This is a genomic window from Cryptosporangium minutisporangium, assembly GCF_039536245.1.
In the GTDB taxonomy this organism is placed as follows: Bacteria; Actinomycetota; Actinomycetes; order Mycobacteriales; family Cryptosporangiaceae; genus Cryptosporangium; species Cryptosporangium minutisporangium.
Map to the genome: position 1 here is coordinate 47,085 of NZ_BAAAYN010000046.1, position 19,233 is coordinate 66,317.

Here is a 19,233-nt window from a genome sequence, read left to right on the forward strand (position 1 = left end):
GCAGCACCGCCGCGACCCCGCCGACGACCGCGACCCTTACCGAACGCACCGGTCGTCCGCGCGCGACCAGCGCGACGGTCTCCGCGCCGGGGTTGCGGCCCCGGTCGTCGGCCACCGCGAGGACCCGCACCGGAAATTGCGGCTCCAGCCCGAGCAGCCGGAGCGCGCGGGTCCGATCGGCCGCCGTCTCCCGGCCGGAGAGGACGAGCTCGACGAGCGCCGGGTCGGCCAGGTGCGGGGTGCTCGCGCGGCGTGGCCGCACGAGCAGGATGCGTGCGGCGATCGACGCCCGCTCCAGGACCAGGTCGTCCAGCGGAGCCGGGCCGCCGGGGCGCTCCAGCCACAGCCGCCCGGGCCCGAGGTCGACCTCGGCCGACGCCGCGCCGCCCCCGGCCGGTGCGGTCGGCCCGTCGCCGGCCGCCGACGCGTCGGCCGCGTGGGTGTCGGCCCCGGGGGTGCTGGCCGCGGGCAGTGGGTCGCCGTCGGGGCTGAAGCGCAGCACCGTGCCGTCGGCCAGTTCGATCCCGCAGCCGCACTCGGCGAGGCCCGCCGTGGCCCGAACCAGCGCGGCCGCGGTCGCCCGGTGTTCCACCAGCGCGTCGAAGTACGCGATGACCCGGACCGCCGCCTCGGCGTCGGCGTCCAGCGCGGACAACCGCAGGAGCAGGCCCTTCATGGGCGGAGCATAGCTACGCGGCGAGCCACGCCCGCGCCTGGCGTCAGGCCAGAAATCTGACCGGTTATCGACCTATCACCGCCTGATAGGTCGATAACAGGTCAGATTTCTAGGGCCCGCCGGGGCTGCGGGCAGAACGCGCGGAAGCGGACGTCGTCCTTCAGGTCCGCGGCGGTCAGATGCAGCACCGTCCACCCGCAGGACACCGTGTGCTGGGACACCGGCGGCGGGAAGCCGGCGAGGACGATCTCCAGCCGAGTGCGGGTCTCCTGTGGCGCTTTCGCTTCGCGCGGGCCGTGACGCCGCTGTCCACAGGAGAGGCGTCAGCTGAGCCAGGACTCGTCGTCGGTGGTGTGGGCCAGGACGCCCTGCAGAAGACGGCGGAGCGCGTCCACCGCAGCGGGCGACACCCCGTCGAAGAACTCCGCCTCGGCGTCGAAAAGCGCGCGCCGCAGCCGGGGAAGGCGCCGCACCGCCAGCGGCGTGAGCGCGAGCCGACGGGTCCGGCCGGTCGCACCGGGCGCCCGCACCAGGTACCCGGCGCGCTCCAGGTCGTCGACCATGCCGTGCAGCGTCTGCCGGGAGACGTCCAGCTGCCGGGCCAGCTCCGAGGTCGTCAGCTCCGGCTCGAGGTCGAGTTGGGTCAGTAGCCCGTACTGCCGGGTCGTGATCCCGTACGGACGCAGCGCGGCGTCCGAGAATCGCACCGCCAGCACGCCGGCGTGGGCCAGCAAGTACGCGATCGGCGCAGCCATGACAACAAGTCTGTCAGCCTCCCTGACAGTTACGTGATATGTCGGCCTACGCTTCTTGGGCTTCCGGCGCCGGAAAGCATCCCAATCCTGGATCAAGCCGTCATCGCACGGCGATTCCCGCGTGCCCACAGGAGGTTCACGAATGATCCATGCGCGTGGCCTGACCTGACATTTCCGGCTACGGCACGGACAAACCGTCGAAGCCGTCCGCGGCATCGACCTCGACGTCACACCCGGCGAGCTCGTCGCGTTCCTCGGACCGAACGGCGCCGGTAAGTCCACGACGCTGCGCATGCTCACCACGCTGCTCCCGCCCACGGCGGGGACGGCCGTGGTCGCCGGCTGCGACATTCGCACCGATCCGGCCGGTGCCCGCCGGCGGATCGGCTACATCGGACAGGGACACGGCGCCGGCGACTACTTCCGCGTGCGGGACGAGGTCGTCACGCAGGGCCGCCTCTACGGCCTGAGCCGGACGGACGCCAAGAAACGCGCCGACGAGCTACTCACCGTCCTCGACCTCGAACCGCTCGCGACCCGAGCGGTGTCGACGCTCTCCGGCGGGCAGCGGCGGCGCCTGGACATCGCGATCGGGCTGGTCCATCGTCCACCGCTGCTGTTCTTGGACGAGCCGTCGACCGGGCTGGATCCGCAGAACCGGGCGAACCTCGCGGAGGTCATCCGGCGTCTGCGGGTCGAGTACGAGACCACGATCTTCCTGACCACCCACTACCTGGAAGAGGCCGACGCGCTGGCCGAGCGCGTGATCGTGATCGACGACGGCGAGGTCATCGCCGACGACAGCCCGGCGAAGCTCAAAGCCGACCACGACCGGTCCACCCTCGACGGCGTTTTTCTCGCGCTCACCGGAAGGAGCCTCCGTGACCAGTGAACTCGGTGCGACCGGAACCATCTTCGCTCGAGAGATGGCTCCGGTCCTGCGGAATCCGGTGGGGCTGGTGTTCACGGTCGCCCAGCCGCTGGTGTTCCTGCTGCTGTTCGGGCCGTTGCTGACCGATGTCCCGGGCACCGGCGGCGAGTCGGCGTGGCAGTGGTTCGTGCCGGGGATCCTGGTGATGACCGGCCTGTTCGCGACCGCGGGCGCCGGCTACGCGGTGCAGACGGAACTGGCAGGCGGATCGTTCGAGCGGATCCTGGTGACGCCGGTCAGCCGGTCGGCGATCCTGGCCGGCAAGACGCTCAAGGAAGCATTCTCGCTGGTCGCGCAGGCGGTGTTGATCGTGCTCGTCGCGCTGCCGTTCGGGTTCCGGCTGTATCCGCTCAACGTCCTGGCCGGGCTCGCGCTGCTGGCGGTGTTCGGCGTCGGGTTGGGATCGCTGGCGATCGCGCTGGCGATCGCGATGCGGCGTCAGCAGGAAGCGTTCTGGGCGGTGCACCAGTTCTTCCTGTTCCCGCTGGTGCTGCTGTCCGGGGTGCTACTCCCGGTGGACGACGCGCCGGGGTGGCTCTCGGTGGCCAGCCGGATCAACCCGCTCACCTACCTGGTGGAGGCCGAACGGGCGCTGTTCGCCGGTGACTTCCTGCGCTCGTCCGTGCTCGCGGGTGCCGTCGGCGCGGTCGTCACCGCCGTGATCGGCCTAGCCGTAGGCGCCCGGGCGATGCGCACGGCGAGCCTCTAAGCGGTGTGTGTGCACTCGTCCCACGTAGCCACGTATAGCTGGGGCGAGTGCACACACGCTCAGACGCAGCGGGTGCGTTGGGCGCCCAGGCCGGTGATGGTTCCGTCCATGACGTCACCGGTGCGCGGTGCGCGATCGCCAGGTCGATGACGTGCGTCCGGTAGTTGGCGCCGCACTGGAAGATCTGCCCGGGCTCCACCGGAGCCAGCACGGTCAGGCCGTCCAGGTCCCGCCAGGCCTGTGTCGAGTCCTCGGCCAGCGCGGCGAGCAGCGGGTACGCCGACTCCCAGTGCTCGAGCACCACCCGGGTGCTGCCGGCGGGGAACGGCAGCACGCCGGGGCTGCTCAGGTCGAGGACACGGTCGTCGACCATCAGGCCCGGGAACGCCACTGCGCCCGCGCTCAGCGTGGCCAGCGCGAAGGCCCCCGGTTGCAGGCCCGTGTCCATGGCGTTTCCCCTCGACGGATCGATCCTCACTATGCGAGCCTCGTCATGCATGAAGGAAATCGATAATCGGCATGGGGGTCATCGGTGGCATCGATGCAGAGTCGGGTTGATGAGCCCTTTTCAACCTCCGGCCTTCGTCGAGGTTCAGCGCCTTCAGTGGTAGCCGGTCGAAAAGGGCTCAATTTGGCAGGACTCGACCTGAATCTGCTCGTCGCCCTCAACGCGTTGATCGAGGAGCAGAACGTCACCCGGGCCGGCGAGCGTGTCGGCCTCACTCAGCCCGCGATGAGCGCCGCGCTGGCCCGGCTCCGCCGGCACTTCGGGGACGAACTGATGGTGCGCCACGGCAACCGGTACGAGCTGACGCCGCTCGGCGTCGCGCTGCGGCACCGCACCGAGCTGGCGGTCGCAGCCGTCGAGCGCGTGTTCGGCGCGCAGCCCGACTTCGACCCGCTCACCGCCGAGCGCGAGTTCACGGTGCTGCTCAGCGACTACGCGCTCATGGTGCTCGGGCCGGTCGTCGCCAACCTGCTGGAGTCCAGGGCGCCGCGCATCCGGCTGCGCCTGGAGCCGCACGGCCCGACCGCGATCGACGACGCCGAGACGACGCTGCGCGCGGTCGACCTCCTGCTGCTCCCGCACGGCTTCCTCAGCGACTATCCGTCCCAGGACCTCTACCGCGACGGTTGGGTCTGCGTGGTGGCCGCCGACAACGACACGATCGGCGACACCGTGACCACCGAGCAGCTCCGGACGTTGCCCTGGATCACCCAGTTCCATCGCCCGACCGCGGCCACCACCGCCGACCGGCAGCTCGCGCTCCTCGGCTTCGAGCACCGCGTCGATCTGGTGATCGAGAGCTTCCTCGCGCTGCCGTTCCTGCTCGCCGGCACCCGGCGGATCGCGCTGCTGCAGCGGCGGCTCGCCGAGCGGCTCGCGGCGTCCGCCGGTGTCCGGCTGATTCCGTGTCCGATCGAGGTCGCCGATCTCGTCGAGGCCGTGTGGTGGCATCCGTTGCACGCCGCGGACCCCGGCCATCAGTGGTTGCGCTCGTTGTTCGCGGACGCCGCGGCCGCGCTGGACTCGTCGGCGGGCCATCCAGCCCGTTGATCGGTGGCATGTGAACTTCTGATTTCCGCGGGCTGTGGCGGCCTGCTTCGATGGCGTCCAGCCGTGATGCGCGTCACCGCAGCCGACCGGACCGGCCGGTGCAGGCCGCCCGCCGAGTTCCCGGTGCGCGGCGAAGGCACCTGCCCGGCGAGGTGACCGCGCGGTCGCGCAGCTCCGCCAGGACGGGCGCGATCACTGCTGTTCCCAGGTTCTCTGCTGTCCCCACGTTCTCGTCGCGGCGATCGATTCGCCGCCGTCGCAAAGGTGCGCTGTCATGACGACTTCCTCTCCGGCATCGGGGGCACTGCCCGCGTCGGATGCCGCGGCGCCGGGCGCCACCGGACCGCGGCAGGCCGGGCGGTTACAGGGCATCCTCCTGTTGCTCGGCAGCTGCCTCCCGATTCTCGGTGCCGTGCTCATCGCGCCGGTCCTGCCCGACATCGAGGACCATTTCAGCGATGTCCCCGGCGCCGAGGCGTTGGTGCCGGTCGCGCTGACGATCCCGTCGCTGGCCGTGGGCCTGCTGGCCCCGTTCGCCGGGCGCATCGTGGACGCCGTCGACCGCAAGCGGCTGCTGCTCGTCGCGCTGGCGGTCTACGCGGTCGTGGGCACCGCACCCCTCTGGCTCGACTCGCTGCCGGCGATCGTCGCCAGCCGCGCGCTGGTCGGCGTCACCGAGGCGGCGATCATGACCTGCTGCACCACGCTGCTCGGTGACTACTTCGCCGGGAAGGCGCGCGACCGGTGGCTCGCGCTGCAGACCGTCTGCACCGCGATCGCCGCGACGCTGTTCTTCGCGCTCGGCGGCGCGCTGGGTTCGGCCGGGTGGCGGACGCCGTTCTGGGCGTACGCCGTGAGCCTGGTCCTGCTTCCGCTGATGGCGATGTACATCTGGCAGCCGGAGCGCCCGCGCTCGGCCGGTGCCCGAAACCGGAAGCTCGTGCCGGTGCCGTGGAAGCTGCTGGCCGCGCCGCTGGTCGTGACGCTGTTCGGCGCCGTCGTGTTCTACGTGATCCCGGTGGAGTTCAGCTACATCCTGGACGAACTCGGCATCACCGCCAGCGGCACGATCGGTCTGGCCACCGCGATCACCAGCCTCGCGACCGTGGCCGGCGCGCTGACGTTCAGCCGGGTCTCCCGCCGGGGACCGGTCGCGTTGCTGCCGGTGGCGTTCGGGTTCGCGGCGGTGGGTCTGGGGATCGTCGCGGCCGCGGGCTCGATGCCGGTGGCGGTGGCCGGCGCGTCGATCGCGAGTTACGGCACCGGGCTCCTGCTGCCGACGCTGGTCACCTGGGCGATGAGCGTCCTGACGTTCGAGCAGCGCGGGCGGGGCACCGGGACCTGGACGGCGGCCTTCTTCATCGGCCAGTTCGTGTGCCCGCTGATCGTGCTGGCGCTGCAGGCGGGCGTCGACGGGCTGCTGGCCGCGATCGGCGTCCTGGCCGCGGCGTCGGCGGTGGCGGCGGTGGCCTCGGTCGCCGCCGGACGCGCCGGTCGCCTCCCCGCGGGCGCCGACGCCCACTGAGTCACCCCGGGGGCGCCGCGACGAGGCGGCGCCCCCGGCGGCATGCGGTGGGATTGAATCGCGTTGTCATCGTCACCTTTGCGTCATATAGCGAACCCCGCATATGTTGGCGCAGAGACGAGAGACAGCGAGGGTTCCATGCGCGACGCGGGCAAGCACGATCACGGTGCCGACGGCCACCGTGCCCACTCGCACGGCCACGGCCACTCCCACCCGATCAGCCCGGACGCCGACCGCCGCTGGCTGATCGCCGCCCTCACGCTGATCCTGGCGTTCATGGCCGGCGAGGTCGTCGTCGGCCTGGTCGCCGACTCGCTGGCCCTGCTCTCGGACGCCGCCCACATGCTCACCGACGCCGCGGCGATCGTCCTGGCGCTGATCGCGATGCGGCTGGCCGCGCGTCCGGCCAAGGGCAACTTCACCTACGGCTTCCGCCGAGTGGAGATCCTCTCCGCCCAGCTCAACGGGGCGACGCTCTGGGCGCTGGCGGCGGTGTTCGTCGTCGAGGCCATCGACCGGTTCCGCTACCCGCCGGACGTCGAGGGCGGTCTGGTCCTGGTGACCGCCGTGATCGGCATCGGCGTCAACGCGCTCGCGACCTGGTTCCTGTCCCGCGCCGACCGGCGTTCGCTCAACGTCGAGGGGGCGTTCCAGCACCTGCTGAACGACCTGTTCGCGTTCATCGCGACGGCGATTGCCGGCGCGGTCGTGCTGCTCACCGGCTGGGCCCGCGCCGACGCCGTGGCCACGCTGCTGGTCGCGCTGTCGATGGCCTACGCCGGGTGGGGTTTGCTGCGCGACTCCTGGAGGGTGTTCCTCGAGGCCGCGCCGCGTGGGCTGGACGTCGCGGCCATCGACAACGATCTGCACGCCGTGGAGGGTGTCGTCGACGTTCACGACCTGCACGTCTGGGAGGTGACGTCCGGGTTCCCGAACCTCTCGGCGCACCTCCTGCTCGCGCCGGACCAGAACTGCCACACCCGGCGGGAGGAGATCGCCGCGCTGCTGGCCGACCGGTACGGCATCCACCACACCACGCTCCAGGTCGACCACGTCCGCGAGCCGTTGATCGACCCGGCGGAGCTGCGGTCGGGCGGCCAACGCACCGACTCCGCGACACCGCACTGACCGCGACGCCGCTGTTCGTCCTCGCGGCGGGTCGGGAGCGATCTCCGCCGGGGCCTCAGGCCGGTCGTTCTCGTGCCGACGTTCGAGATGGTGCTCTCCGCCGTGACCCAGGCGGTGGCCGGTCGAACGTGGTTTCGAAGGAGCAACGGTGACCCAGCCCGCGAGTCTCATCGACGCCGACGCCAGTTCCGCGATCAAGACAGCGACGCTCGCGCTGCTCGTCCAGGAACGGCTCGTGCTCACGGTGAACGCGAAGACCGGTGTCGTGTTGGCCGTCAACGCGCGAGTGGTCGAACTGGCCGATCGTCCGATCGAAGCGTTGATCGGGCAGCGCCTGGACGCGCTCTGGTCGATCTCCTCGGTCGCGGTCGAGAAGCTGCTCAGCACCGGCCGTCGCGGCGAGTTCGTCGAAGAGGTCATCCAGATCGCCGACGGGCACGGGAAGCCGCGCTGGCTCCGCCTCAACTGCGGCCCGATCCTCGGCGCCGACGACGGCCCGGCGGCAGCGAAGACCAGGGGTAAGGACCCCGAGCAGGTGCTGGTCACCGCGTACGACATCACCAAGGACCGGGAGCAGGTCGGGGAGCTGCGCGGACGCTCCGCCGCGATCGATCGGGCCCAGGCCGTCATCGAGTTCGACCTCAACGGTGAGGTCCTCACCGCGAACGACAACTTCCTCCAGCTCACCGGCTACTCGCTGGAGGACGTCGTCGGCCAGCACCACCGCATGTTCGTTCCGGTGTCCCACGCACAAAGCGACGAGTACGCGAAGTTCTGGGAGCGGCTGCGCGCCGGTGAGATCGAGAACGGCGAGTACAAGCGGATCGGCCGCGGCGGACGAGAGGTGTGGATCCGGGCGACCTACAACCCGATCTTCGACCTCGAGGGCCGCCCCTACAAGATCGTCAAGTACGCGCTCGACGTCACCGACACCAAGTTGGTCAACGCGGAGTACGAGGGCAAAGTCAACGCGATCAGCCGCGCCCAGGCGGTGATCGAGTTCGACCTGGACGGCAACGTCCTGACCGCCAACGAGAACTTCCTCGACACGATGGGGTACACGCTCGAGGAGATCGTCGGTCAGCACCACCGGATGTTCGTCGACGACGCGCAGGCTCGGGGGAGTGCCTACCGCATCTTCTGGCAGAAGCTGGCCCACGGCGAGTTCGAGTCCGGCGAGTTCAAGCGGTACGGCAAGGACGGCAAGGAGGTCTGGCTGCAGGCCTCCTACAACCCGATCTTCGACCTCGAAGGCCGGCCGGTGAAGGTCGTCAAGTACGCCGTCGACGTCACCGCGCAGAAGATGCGCAACGCCGAATTCGAGGGCAAGGTCAACGCGATCGACCGGGCGCAGGCCGTGATCGAGTTCGGCCTCGACGGCCGCATCCTGACCGTGAACAACGCGTTCCTGGAGGTCACCGGCTACACCGCAGACGAGGTCGTCGGTCAGCACCATCGGATGTTCGTCGACCCCCTCTATGCGGCCAGCGACGGCTACCGGTCGTTCTGGCAGCGGCTCAGCCACGGCGAGTTCGAGTCCGGCGAGTACAAGCGATACGGGAAGGGCGGTAGGGAGATCTGGCTGCAGGCTTCCTACAACCCGATCTTCGACCTGGACGGGCGGCCGATGAAGGTCGTCAAGTACGCCACCGACGTCACCGCGCAGAAGACGCGGAACGCGGAGTTCGAGGGCAAGGTCAACGCGATCGACCGGGCGCAGGCGGTGATCGAGTTCGATCTCGAAGGCACGGTGCTGACCGCGAACGACAACTTCCTCCGCCTCACCGGATACACCCGCGACGAGGTGATCGGCAGGCACCACCGGATGTTCGTCGAGCCGCGCGAGGCCAACAGCGACGCGTACGCGAATTTCTGGGAGCGGCTCGGCCGGGGCGAGTACGAGTCCGGCGAGTACCTACGGGTCGGCAAGGGCGGCGCGGAGGTCTGGATCCAGGCCACCTACAACCCGATCCTCGATCTCGACGGGAAGCCGGTGAAGGTCGTCAAGTTCGCGCTCGACGTCACCGGGTCCAAGCTGCGCAACGCCGAGTTCGAGGGCAAGGTCAAGGCGATCGACCGGGCGCAGGCGGTGATCGAGTTCGATCTCGAAGGCACGGTGCTGAGCGCGAACGACAACTTCTTGCGGACGATCGGCTACTCGTCGCGCGAGATCATCGGGCAGCACCACAGCATGTTCTGCGCTCCGGAGTACATCACGTCCGTGGAGTACCGCGACTTCTGGCTGCGGCTGCGGAAGGGTGAGTTCGTGTCCGGGCGGTTCCACCGGGTGGGCAAGTACAACCGGGACGTCTGGATCCAGGCCACGTACAACCCGATCTTCGACCTGGCCGGCCAGCCGGTGAAGGTCGTGAAATACGCCGCGGACATCACCGAGCAGGTGCAGCTCGAACAGCTGCTGACGAACAAGACCCGCGAGCTGAGCGAGACCGTGACCGCGCTGACGACCTCGATCGACGAGATCGTGGTCAGTGCCAGCACCGCCAGCGGGATGGCGGGTTCGACGCAGGAGAACGCCGAGACGGGGTTCGAGGAGCTGCGCAAGTCCATCGAGGCGATCGACCTGATCGAGAGGTCGTCGGAGGAGATCGCTTCGATCGTCAACGTGATCGGGGAGATCGCGAGCCAGACGAACCTGCTCGCGTTCAACGCGTCGATCGAGGCGGCCCGCGCCGGCGAGCACGGCGTGGGCTTCTCGGTCGTGGCGGGTGAGGTGCGGAAGCTCGCCGAACGGTCGTCGGACGCCGCTCGTGAGATCAGCAAGCTCATCGCCGAGTCGGCCAACCGGGTGAGCCAGGGTTCGTCGGTGTCGCGGAAGGCGCAGGAGGCGTTCGCCGAGATCCTCAAGAGCGTCCGGCAGACCACCGATTCGATCCAGCACATCGCCGCGACGACGCAGGAGCAGCAGGCCGCGTCGCACCGGGTCAGCGAGATCATCAGCTCGCTGACCGCGGCGGGTGAGCGGGAGAAGGCGGAGTCGCGGTGACGCTGCTGGTCGAGCGGCCCAGCGGCGGCCCGGCCGGGCCCGGCCCCGGCGGCTCAGGCGGCTCAGGCGGGTCGGGTGCACTCGGTGACACCGGCCCCGGCGGTCACGGCCCGAGCGGCCGCGATCCCGGCGGCCGCGCCGACTCCGGCCCGGGTGGAGCCCTGGGCAGCGGCGCAGGGCAGGACCTCGCCCGGACCGGGGTCGACACGACGGTCTACGGAGTGTTCACGATCGGACCCGCCCAGGTGGCGCTGCCGCTCTCCGAGCTGCGTGAGGTCATCCCGTGCCCGTCCGAGTTCGCCCAGCTGCCGGCCCGCGCGGTCGGCCTGGTCGGCGCCGTGAACCTGCGCCACCTCGTCATCCCGGTGCTCGATCTGCGTCGGGTGATCGGGATCGAGGACGGCCGCGGCAACGACGTCATCGTCGTCGTCGCCCGGGAAGGCCAGGTGTTCGGCCTGCTCGCGGACGAGATCCGTGGAGTGACCCGAGTCCCCGTCGACGGCCTGATGGAGATGGCGGTCGGTGGGGGGTCGCGTTCGCTGTTCCGGGAGACGTTCGAGCAGCCCGACGACGGCAGCGTCGTCTCGGTGCTGGACTCCGCCGCCCTCGTCGCGCTACCGGGCTTCCCGGTCGTCCGCGAGACCGGGACCCACGGCCGGACCGCGACGGCCGCGACGGGAGCCGCCGCGATGGGGGCGGCCGCGATGGGAGCGGCCGCAGGGGCCGGGGACACCAACCGGCGCGTCGTCATGCTGCTGCGCTGCGCGGAGATCGGCCTCTCGATCGACGTCAACCACGTCCACTCGGTCATTCCGAAGCTCGTCGTCCGCCCGTCGCCGCTGGTGGGCGACGCGTGCCTGGGGGTCGTGACGCTGGGCGGGATCTCGGTACCGGTGGTCGACTCGCTGCAGGTGCTGGGCCTGGGGACGTTGCCGACGAACGACGCCGAGCGGGGAGTGGTGCTGAGTGTGCCGCGCGGGCTCGTCGTGCTGAGCGTCTCCGACGTCACGAACATCGAGTCGGTGCCGGCGACCGACGTGCTGCCGCTGCCGGCGGCCGGGATGGCGGGCAACCCGTTCCTGCAGGGTGCTCTGCTGATCCCGGGCAAGGGCCAGAACCTGGTGGTGGACGGTGCAGCGCTCTGCTCCGACCCCCAACTCGACAACCTCGCCAACATGGGGATGCCGCTGGAGCGGGCGGCCGGGAGCCCGTCCGACGGAACCCGCGGCCGGACCGACCGGCGACCGCAGCACGTGCGAACGGACGACGTGCCGGAGGGTCGGCGGGTCGTGCCGGTCGTCAAGAAGTTCCTCACGTACAACGCCGGCGTGGACGTGGCGAGCCCGCTCGTCCAGATCTCCGAGATCCTGCCGTACCCGACCGACTACATTCCGCTCGACGGGGTGGGGCAGACGGTCCAGGGCGTGTTCACCCATCGGCGGGCGACGGTGCCGCTGATCTGCCTGACCTCGCTGCTCGGGCGTAGCGAGCAGGTCGACCGGTCCACGGCGCGGGTGCTGCTGGTCGACGCAGCCGGCGGGTACGTCGGCTTCATCGTGCCGGCGCTGAACGCGATCGAGGAGTCGATCTGGGAAGAGACGGAGGACGAGGAGCGCGGCGTGGGCACCGACGCGCTCAGCCGTCGCCTGGTGAAGGTCGGCACCCCGGAGGCGGGGCGGATGCTTCCCGAGATCGACCTCCAGCGCCTAGCGCTCGCGACCTGACCCGCCGGTCCGGCCGCGCGGGGCTCAGGCCTTCGGCGGCGTCGGCATCTGACGGCGGCGAGGGCCTTCCAGCGAGACGTCGTCGAGCATCTTCGTCGACCAACTGATCGCCGACAGGTACGCCTCGGTCGGCTCCACCGGCCCGGTCAGCGCCGCGAGCTCGCCGACCGCGCCTTCCTCGTAGTGCCGCACGGCCGTGAGGATCTCGCCCAGGTCGCCGGCGCCCTCGGTCAGCGCCGACCGCACGTCGTCGGCGAGCGGGAGCTCCTGGGCCAGCGCCGCGACCGGGCGTCCGACCAGATCGGCGATGCCGGAGAGCAGGCCGATCGTGAACGCGGTGCTTCCCGGCAGGTGCTGGTACTCCGCGGTGGTCTGGCACAGCCTGGCCCGCGTCATCGTCGTCGCCAACTGGTCTTCGGTGGCGTCCGAGACGTCGGTGAGCAGCATCAGCGTGACCCACTGCCGCACCTTGTCCAGCCCGAGGAACACCGCGGCCTCGTGCACCGACGACACCCGCACGGTGAGCCCGGACGCCGCGGCGTTGGTCGCCCGCAACAGCCGGTACGCCAGCGTCGGGTCGAGCGCGACCCGGTCGACCACCTCGTCGTACTTCACGTCCTCCGCGCTCAACGCCGCGAGCAACTGCAGCCGGCTCACCCGGGCCGGTGAGAGCCCGGTCGTGGAGAGCACGTGCGGCCGCCCGAGGATGTTGCCGCGGAACAGGTCGAACCCCAGCAGGAACGCGACCTGGAGCTGCTCCTCGGTCTCCAGCCGTTCGGCGATCAGCCGGAGGTGCGGATACTCCCGGCACCGCTGGATCGTCTGGTCGACGGCGGCCGGGTCCGCGCCACGCATGTCGATCATCACGTAGCTGGCGATGTCGAGCAGCCGCTCGTGCCCGCTGCCCCAGACGAACGCGCTCAACGCGATCGTGAAGCCGCGTTCGACCAGTGCGGTCGCGCCGGCGACGACCTCGTCGTCGATCTCCAGGGACGGAACGATCACCAGCGCGGCGTGCCCGGAGTCGAACGGGATCGGCAGCTCACCGACCAGGAACTCCCTGGTCACGTTGATGAAGCAGGCCTTGGAGCCGACCAGCTGTTCGAGCCCGAAGTCGGTGAACGCCGAGATGATGACCCGGCTGGTCCCGTACGGACCGCGACAGGTGGCCCGCGGTGCGTCCGCGGCGTCGCGGAACGACAACTCGTAGGCCACCACGTCGCCGGTTTGGTCGTAGATCCCTTGTCGCCCGACGTGGACGAGCGGTGCCGACAGGTCGGTCGGCGGACGGACGAGCATGCCCAAAGACTAGGACAAAAACTGCAAAAACCCTATTACGGACGCTACGCGTCGACGCGTGGCTGGTCGGCGTTCGTTCACGCCGATCCAGTGCCGGCCGGTTCGGCCCCTGCCACCTGCGGCTCCACTGCCCCGGCCGCCGTGATCGGCAGCACGGGGGTGTCGCGCGACGGCACGAGCCAGGCGCCGGTCGGCCCGTGCACCGCCCGCGGCTCCGGGAAGGCGAACAACAGCGCGGTGTAGAGCACCGCCGCCAGCCCCAGCGAGAGCGGCAGGCTGATGTCGACGCCGTTCGCGAGGTCCCCGAGCGGGCCGACGAACTGCCCCGGAATGTTCGTGAACAGCACCGCCACCGCCGCGGACGCCAGCCACGCGGTCAGGCCACGCCAGTTCCAGCCGTGGCTGAACCAGTACCGGCCGCCACGCTGGCGCCGGTTGAAGACCTGCAGCGCATCCGGGTCGTACCAGCCGCGCCGGGTGACGAAGCCGACGATCATCACGACCATCCAGGGGGCGGTGCAGGTGACGATCAGGACGGCGAACGTGCTGATGCTCTGTACCAGATCGAACGCGAACCGGCCCAGGAAGATGAACCCGATCGAGAGCGTGCCGATCAGCAGCGTCGCCTGGACCCGGGAGAACCGCGGGAACACGCTCGAGAAGTCCAGCCCGGTGCCGTAGAGGGCGGTGGTGCCGGTCGACAAACCACCGATCAGCGCGATCAGGCAGAGCGGCAGGAAGTACCAGGTGGGCGCGATCGACAGCAGCCCACCGACGTAGTTCGGCGCGGCCGGGTCGAGGTAGTCGGCGGCCTTCGTCGCGATGATCGACGCGGTCGTCAGACCGAACAGGAAGGGGATGATCGTCGCGACCTGTGCCAGGAACGCCGCGCCGATCACCCGGCGCTTCGGCGTCTCCGCCGGGATGTACCGGGACCAGTCGCCGAGGAAAGCGCCGAACGAGATCGGGTTCGAGAGCACGATCAGCGCCGCACCGATGAACGACGGGACGAACAGCTCCGCGTTCGCGCCATCGACGAAGATGCCCGGGTACGACGGGTCGAAGTCACCGGCGAACGCGATCGCACCGAGCACGAACAGCGCGGTCGCACCGGTGATCGCGATCTTGTTCACCAGCAGCATGAAGCGGAACCCGTAGACGCAGACGACGAGCACCAGGCCGGCGAAGAGCGCGTACGCCACCGCGAAGGCCGGCGTGCTCTCCGGTAGTCCCACCAGCCGGTTCGCGCCGCCGACCAGCGCGTCGCCCGAGCTCCAAACCGAGATCGAGAAGAACGCGATCGCGGTGAGCAGCGAGAGGAACGACCCGACGACCCGCCCGTGCACACCCAGGTGGGCCGAGGACGAGACCGCGTTGTTCGTGCCGTTGGTGGGCCCGAACACGGCCATCGGCGCGAGGATCACCGCGCCGACGACGAGCCCGAGCAGCGTCGCCGCGAGCCCTTGCCAGAACGACAGGCCGAACAAAATCGGGAACGCGCCGAGCACACAGGTGGCGAACGTGTTCGCACCGCCGAACGTCAGGCGGAAGAGGTCGAACGGACTCGCCGTGCGGTCGACGTCCGGGATGCGGTCGACGCCGTATTGCTCGACCTCGGTGACTCTGGGCGCTTCGGCGCGCGGAACGGAAGAAGACATGGCGGGCCTCCGAGAGGGGGTGGTGGGGGCGCCGGGGACGGTGGTCAGGCGAGCCGGTTGCGGGCCAGCACGGAGAGCAACTCGTAGGCGACGTGAGCGGCGGCGACGCCGGTGATCTCGGCGTGGTCGTACGCCGGGGCGACCTCGACCAGGTCGGCGCCGATGACGTTCAGCCCCACCAGGCCGCGGAGCGTGTTGAGGAGTTCGCGGCTGGTCAGGCCGCCGGCCTCCGGTGTGCCGGTGCCCGGCGCGTGCGCCGGGTCCAGGATGTCGATGTCCACCGACACGTAGACCGGTCCGCTCCCCAAGCGGCGGCGCATCCGGGCGACGACGTCCGCGACGCTGCTCGTCTCGTAGTCGTCCGCGCGGATCACCTGGAAGCCCAGCACGCCGTCCGCGGTGAGGTCCTCGGCGGTGTAGAGCGGGCCCCGGATGCCGATGTGCAGGCACCGCTCGGGGTCGAGCAGCCCTTCCTCGGCCGCCCGGCGGAACGGCGTCCCGTGCGTGGTGGGTTCGCCGAAGTAGGTGTCCCAGGTGTCCAGGTGCGCGTCGAAGTGCACGACGCCGATCGGTCCGTGCGCGGCGGCGGCCGCCCGCAGCAGCGGCAACGCGATCGTGTGGTCGCCGCCGAGCGTCAGCAGCTTGGTGCTCTCGTAGGCGCGGGCTGCCGCCTCGATCGTGGCGACCGCCTCGCTGATGTCGAACGGGTTGACCGCGAGGTCACCGGCGTCCACCACCTGCTGCACGGCGAACGGTGCGACGTCGAGCGCCGGGTTGTACGGGCGCAGCAGCTTGCTGGCCGTGCGGATGTGGTTCGGGCCGAACCGTGCGCCGGGCCGGTAGCTGACACCCGAGTCGAACGGGACGCCGAGCACCGCCACGTCGGCGGCGGGAACCTCGTCGGCGCGCGGCAGTTGCGCGAACGTCGACGGGCCGGCGTACCGCGGGATGCGGGAGTTGTCGACGGGACCGACCGGAGGCTGCGGCGTGGACATGCGGGAACGGTAAGGGTCCGCCCGGGCTGCGGACATGGACGCCACGGAGAAGTTATGACGACGACATGGACAATGGGGCCATGCCGTTCACCCTGGCTCACCTGCTCGCGACCCCCGCGCTCCGGCTGGCACTCGCTCCCGGCGCACCACCAGCGGGCAGCCCGGCGCTGAGCCGGCCGATCAGCGCGGCGCACGTCTCCGAGCTGACCCGTCCGGGACCGTGGCTCCAGGGCGGCGAGCTCCTCATGACCGTCGGCCTGCTGCTGCCGATGGACGCGGCGTCCTGCCGGGCCTACGTCGAGGACCTGCGGCGCGCCGGTGCGTGTGCGCTGGGCTTGGGTCTCGGGCGGGAGTTGCCGTACCAGATGGCGCCGGAGCCGCTGGTGGCCGCCGCGGCGGACATCGGCTTGCCGCTGCTCACGGTGCCGGAGGAGGTGCCGTTCATCGCGGTGACCAAAACGGTGTTCGCCGCGCAGGCCGCCGAGGAACGGCGGGCGCTGGAACGCGCGCTCGAGGTGCAGCGCCGGCTCACCGCGGCAGCCGCGGCGGGCGGGGTCGCGGGCATCCTCGGCGCCTGGCACCACGCGACCGGGCTGGCGGCGGGCGTCCTCGACCTGGTGGGGCGACCGCTGGCCACGGCCGGGGAAGCCGCTACCGCGCTGGTCGACGAGGCCGTCGCCGTCCTACCCACGATGGCCAGGCACGGCCTGCGTGGGAGCGCCGTCGTCGACCTGCCCGGTCGGCGGGCCAGCGTGCAGCCGGTCGGGGCGGCGCGGCTGCGGGGGTACGCGGTGGTGGCCGGAACTCCCGGACCGCTGCTGCCGGTGCTGGTCTCCCTGCTCTCGCTGGAGATGGAGCGTCGGCACCTGGCGGGCGACCCGGAGCGTCGTCGGCGGGTCGCCGTGCTGGGCCGGTTGCTCGCGGCGGACGCCGGACGAGCAGCCGAACTGCTCACCGGTCTGGGCGTCACCACCCGGACGCTGCGCGGCGTCGCGATCGAGGCCACCGCCGAGGGCGCTGCCGACCTGGCCGCCGACATCGCGCTGGCGTTGCCGGGCGGGCTGGTGCGGGTGGCGTCCGGCGGCGCGGTCGTCGAGCTGCTCGCACCCGACGAGACCGCCGTCGCCCCACTGCTGGACCGGTTCGCGGCAGGGCGACCGGCCGGTATCGGTGGTGCGGTGGAGCCGGGTACCGCCGCGACCAGCCTGCGGCAGGCCGTCGCGCTGCTCCCGGCCAGCGTTCGCGCAGGTCGTCCGCTCTCCGCGGACGAGGGGGTCACCAGCCGGTTGCTCTGGGAGCTGGCGCCGCCCGACGTGCTGCGCGGGTTCGCCGACACCGTGCTCGCGGCCCTCGACGAGACGCTCACCGACACCCTGCGGGCGTGGTTGGAGCAGAACAGCTCGCTCGAGGACGCCGCGACCGAGCTGGGCGTCCACCGCCACACCGTCCGCAACCGGCTCGACCGGGTCGAGCGCCTCACCGGCCGGTCCCTGGCCGTCGCCGCCGACCGCCACGAACTCTGGCTAGCCCTCCGCCTCCGCGAGGTCGCGGTTGCCGGAGCGACGCCAGGGGAACGCGACCGGGAAAGGAGGTAGTCATGTCCGTAACCGCACTCCACGATCTGCCGCTCGGTGACCGCGACGCGCACTGGGACGGCGCGGCGGCCGAGAAGCGCGTCCGGGCCTGAGCGGGCGCGGAGGACGAGCCGAACGAGAAGTACCGCAATGCCCACGTCTGGTACGACAAGGACCGTAAAGACAGTTCACCGCCTACAAGCTCCTGATCGCCGACGTCGTCGACGGGAGCGCGGCCCGCTGAGAACGACGCTGCCCGCCGTCTCGGTCGGTTGTGACCACAGAACGGTCACGGCCCTCCCTGCGACGGAGGGGCAGCGCCGCTCCCAGCGGGCTCCAGTCAGAACGAAACGCCTGCGGCGCTTCGAGTTAAGTGCAGTCATGTGTCCGATGCTGGTGCCGGGGGAGCGACGCAGCATTGCCGGTGAGCGAAGGACGGCACCCGTCCGGCGCTGNCCTGCGGCGCTTCGAGTTAAGTGCAGTCATGTGTCCGATGCTGGTGCCGGGGGAGCGACGCAGCATTGCCGGTGAGCGAAGGACGGCACCCGTCCGGCGCTGACCTGCAGAGGAGCACGAATGCCCACGATCACCACCACTGACGGCACCGAGATCTTCTACAAGGACTGGGGCACCGGCCAGCCGGTCGTCTTCAGCCACGGCTGGCCGCTCAACGGTGACGCCTGGGACAACCAGCTGAAGCTCGTCGCCGACAACGGCTTCCGGGGTATCGCGCACGACCGCCGCGGGCACGGCCGGTCCACCCAGACCTACACCGGCAACCACATGGACACCTACGCCGACGACCTGGCCGCGCTGATCGAGCAGCTCGACCTCCGGGACGTCATCCTGGTCGGGCACTCGACCGGCGGCGGCGAGGTCACCCGGTACCTGGGCCGCCACGGCAGCGAGCGGGTCGCGAAGGCCGTGCTGCTCGGCGCGGTGCCGCCGATCATGCTCCAGTCGGACGACAACCCGGAGGGCACGCCGCTCGCGGCGTTCGACGACATCCGGAACGGCGTCCTGGCCGACCGTTCGCAGTTCTACCGGGACCTGAGCGTGCCGTTCTACGGCGCCAACCGCGAGGGCTCGAACATCTCGGAAGGCACTCGCGAGTCGTTCTGGCTCTGGAGCATGCAGGTCGGTGTGGCCGCCGCCTACGACTGCGTCAAGCAGTTCTCCGAGTCCGACTTCCATGCCGACCTCGCGAAGATCGACGTCCCGGTGCTCGTCGTGCACGGTGACGACGACCAGATCGTGCCGATCGCCGCGGCGGCACTGAAGACCGAGAAGATCGTCAAGGACGCCACGCTGAAGGTGTACGAGGGCGCGCCGCACGGCATCGTCGGCAGCTCGTACGAGCAGCGCTTCAACGACGACCTGCTCGCGTTCGCGAAGGCCTGATCCACCCGCGCGCGGCGCAGGCCCGCAGCGCGTGAATGGGCGGCTCGCACTGCGAGCCGCCCTTTCGCACGCGAGCGGTCAGTGTGTCCGACTTCGCCGGGCCGCCGGGGTCAGACGCGGAAGCGGCTGACGATCGCCTGCAGCTGGTTGGACATGCGGGCCAGCTCCTCGGCCGACTGCTGCGTCTCCGCGACCGTCGCGGTGGTGGTCCGGGCCGCGGTCGCGACACCGGCCACGTTGGCGGCGATGCTGGTCGACCCGGTCGAGGCCTCAGCGATCGAGCGGCTCATCTCGTT

At 70.7% G+C, this 19,233-nt stretch carries 13 protein-coding genes and 4 pseudogenes; 10 read left to right on the plus strand and 7 right to left on the minus strand.

Annotated elements, in window-relative coordinates; genetic code table 11:
- Both ABEB28_RS32875 and ABEB28_RS32880 read right to left on the minus strand, forming a co-directional pair.
- Positions 1 to 676 (minus strand): annotated as a pseudogene (locus ABEB28_RS32875) (PucR family transcriptional regulator); the annotation flags it as partial.
- 323 nt (positions 677 to 999) lie between these two features.
- Positions 1,000 to 1,431 carry a MarR family winged helix-turn-helix transcriptional regulator gene (locus ABEB28_RS32880; protein ID WP_345732154.1) on the minus strand — a complete coding sequence of 144 codons (432 nt, stop codon included), beginning with the start codon at positions 1,429 to 1,431 and terminating at the stop codon, positions 1,000 to 1,002.
- Positions 1,432 to 1,573: 142 nt separating this feature from the next.
- Here ABEB28_RS32880 and ABEB28_RS32885 point away from each other — a divergent pair.
- Positions 1,574 to 2,257 (plus strand): annotated as a pseudogene (locus tag ABEB28_RS32885) (ABC transporter ATP-binding protein); the annotation flags it as partial.
- A gap of 55 nt (positions 2,258 to 2,312) precedes the next feature.
- Positions 2,313 to 3,071, plus strand: coding sequence for an ABC transporter permease (locus ABEB28_RS32890; protein WP_345732155.1), 759 nt, complete (start codon positions 2,313 to 2,315; stop codon positions 3,069 to 3,071).
- On the opposite strand, the gene ABEB28_RS32895 is transcribed toward ABEB28_RS32890, so the two are convergent.
- Entirely contained in the window at positions 3,013 to 3,519 is a 507-nt protein-coding gene (locus ABEB28_RS32895; RefSeq protein ID WP_345732156.1) for a hypothetical protein, read from the minus strand. The genes ABEB28_RS32890 and ABEB28_RS32895 overlap by 59 nt on opposite strands.
- A 183-nt stretch (positions 3,520 to 3,702) precedes the next feature.
- Between ABEB28_RS32895 and ABEB28_RS32900 the strand changes: the two genes are divergently transcribed.
- The 5 genes from ABEB28_RS32900 to ABEB28_RS32920 all read left to right on the plus strand — a co-directional run bounded on the left by ABEB28_RS32900 (position 3,703) and on the right by ABEB28_RS32920 (position 12,010).
- Positions 3,703 to 4,629 (plus strand): LysR family transcriptional regulator, encoded by a 927-nt coding sequence (locus ABEB28_RS32900; protein WP_345732157.1) that lies wholly within the window; start codon positions 3,703 to 3,705, stop codon positions 4,627 to 4,629.
- Positions 4,630 to 4,903: 274 nt separating this feature from the next.
- Positions 4,904 to 6,154: an MFS transporter gene (locus ABEB28_RS32905; RefSeq protein ID WP_345732158.1), complete on the plus strand. Its 1,251-nt coding sequence runs from the start codon at positions 4,904 to 4,906 to the stop codon at positions 6,152 to 6,154.
- Positions 6,155 to 6,292: 138 nt separating this feature from the next.
- The gene (locus ABEB28_RS32910; RefSeq protein WP_345732159.1) at positions 6,293 to 7,282 is read left to right on the plus strand and encodes a cation diffusion facilitator family transporter; all 990 of its coding nucleotides are present in this window, start codon (positions 6,293 to 6,295) and stop codon (positions 7,280 to 7,282) included.
- Positions 7,283 to 7,430: 148 nt separating this feature from the next.
- The gene (locus ABEB28_RS32915; protein WP_345732160.1) at positions 7,431 to 10,286 is read left to right on the plus strand and encodes a PAS domain S-box protein; all 2,856 of its coding nucleotides are present in this window, start codon (positions 7,431 to 7,433) and stop codon (positions 10,284 to 10,286) included.
- Positions 10,283 to 12,010, plus strand: coding sequence for a chemotaxis protein CheW (locus ABEB28_RS32920; protein WP_345732161.1), 1,728 nt, complete (start codon positions 10,283 to 10,285; stop codon positions 12,008 to 12,010). The genes ABEB28_RS32915 and ABEB28_RS32920 overlap by 4 nt, the downstream gene beginning before the upstream one ends.
- Before the next feature lie 24 nt (positions 12,011 to 12,034).
- Here ABEB28_RS32920 and ABEB28_RS32925 read toward each other — a convergent pair whose 3' ends face one another.
- The 3 genes from ABEB28_RS32925 to speB form a co-directional block, all read right to left on the minus strand.
- Positions 12,035 to 13,309 (minus strand): EAL and HDOD domain-containing protein, encoded by a 1,275-nt coding sequence (locus ABEB28_RS32925; protein WP_345732162.1) that lies wholly within the window; start codon positions 13,307 to 13,309, stop codon positions 12,035 to 12,037.
- Positions 13,310 to 13,386: 77 nt separating this feature from the next.
- Positions 13,387 to 14,967 (minus strand): purine-cytosine permease family protein, encoded by a 1,581-nt coding sequence (locus tag ABEB28_RS32930; RefSeq protein WP_345732163.1) that lies wholly within the window; start codon positions 14,965 to 14,967, stop codon positions 13,387 to 13,389.
- A 44-nt stretch (positions 14,968 to 15,011) separates the two neighbouring features.
- On the minus strand, positions 15,012 to 15,962 hold the full coding sequence (gene speB / locus ABEB28_RS32935; RefSeq protein WP_345732164.1) for an agmatinase: 951 nt from the start codon (positions 15,960 to 15,962) through the stop codon (positions 15,012 to 15,014).
- Positions 15,963 to 16,042: 80 nt separating this feature from the next.
- Here speB and ABEB28_RS32940 point away from each other — a divergent pair, with 80 nt between their 5' ends.
- The 3 genes and pseudogenes from ABEB28_RS32940 to ABEB28_RS32950 all read left to right on the plus strand — a co-directional run bounded on the left by ABEB28_RS32940 (position 16,043) and on the right by ABEB28_RS32950 (position 18,937).
- Positions 16,043 to 17,557: a PucR family transcriptional regulator gene (locus ABEB28_RS32940; protein ID WP_345732165.1), complete on the plus strand. Its 1,515-nt coding sequence runs from the start codon at positions 16,043 to 16,045 to the stop codon at positions 17,555 to 17,557.
- A 2-nt stretch (positions 17,558 to 17,559) separates the two neighbouring features.
- A pseudogene (locus ABEB28_RS32945) lies at positions 17,560 to 17,765 on the plus strand (hypothetical protein); the annotation flags it as partial.
- Positions 17,766 to 18,112: 347 nt separating this feature from the next.
- A complete protein-coding gene (locus ABEB28_RS32950; RefSeq protein WP_345732166.1) occupies positions 18,113 to 18,937 on the plus strand; it encodes an alpha/beta fold hydrolase in 825 nt (274 codons plus the stop codon).
- 110 nt (positions 18,938 to 19,047) lie between these two features.
- Here ABEB28_RS32950 and ABEB28_RS32955 read toward each other — a convergent pair.
- Positions 19,048 to 19,233 (minus strand): annotated as a pseudogene (locus ABEB28_RS32955) (methyl-accepting chemotaxis protein); the annotation flags it as partial.

What these genes read in the sequence shown, in the direction of transcription:
- ABEB28_RS32880 (WP_345732154.1), bottom strand. Translation starts at nt 1,431, where the DNA reads ATGGCTGCGCCGATCGCGTACTTGCTGGCCCACGCCGGCGTGCTGGCG.
- ABEB28_RS32895 (WP_345732156.1), bottom strand. Translation starts at nt 3,519, where the DNA reads ATGGACACGGGCCTGCAACCGGGGGCCTTCGCGCTGGCCACGCTGAGC.
- ABEB28_RS32905 (WP_345732158.1), top strand. Translation starts at nt 4,904, where the DNA reads ATGACGACTTCCTCTCCGGCATCGGGGGCACTGCCCGCGTCGGATGCC.
- ABEB28_RS32910 (WP_345732159.1), top strand. Translation starts at nt 6,293, where the DNA reads ATGCGCGACGCGGGCAAGCACGATCACGGTGCCGACGGCCACCGTGCC.
- ABEB28_RS32925 (WP_345732162.1), bottom strand. Translation starts at nt 13,309, where the DNA reads ATGCTCGTCCGTCCGCCGACCGACCTGTCGGCACCGCTCGTCCACGTC.
- ABEB28_RS32930 (WP_345732163.1), bottom strand. Translation starts at nt 14,967, where the DNA reads ATGTCTTCTTCCGTTCCGCGCGCCGAAGCGCCCAGAGTCACCGAGGTC.
- speB (WP_345732164.1), bottom strand. Translation starts at nt 15,962, where the DNA reads ATGTCCACGCCGCAGCCTCCGGTCGGTCCCGTCGACAACTCCCGCATC.
- ABEB28_RS32940 (WP_345732165.1), top strand. Translation starts at nt 16,043, where the DNA reads ATGCCGTTCACCCTGGCTCACCTGCTCGCGACCCCCGCGCTCCGGCTG.
- ABEB28_RS32950 (WP_345732166.1), top strand. Translation starts at nt 18,113, where the DNA reads ATGCCCACGATCACCACCACTGACGGCACCGAGATCTTCTACAAGGAC.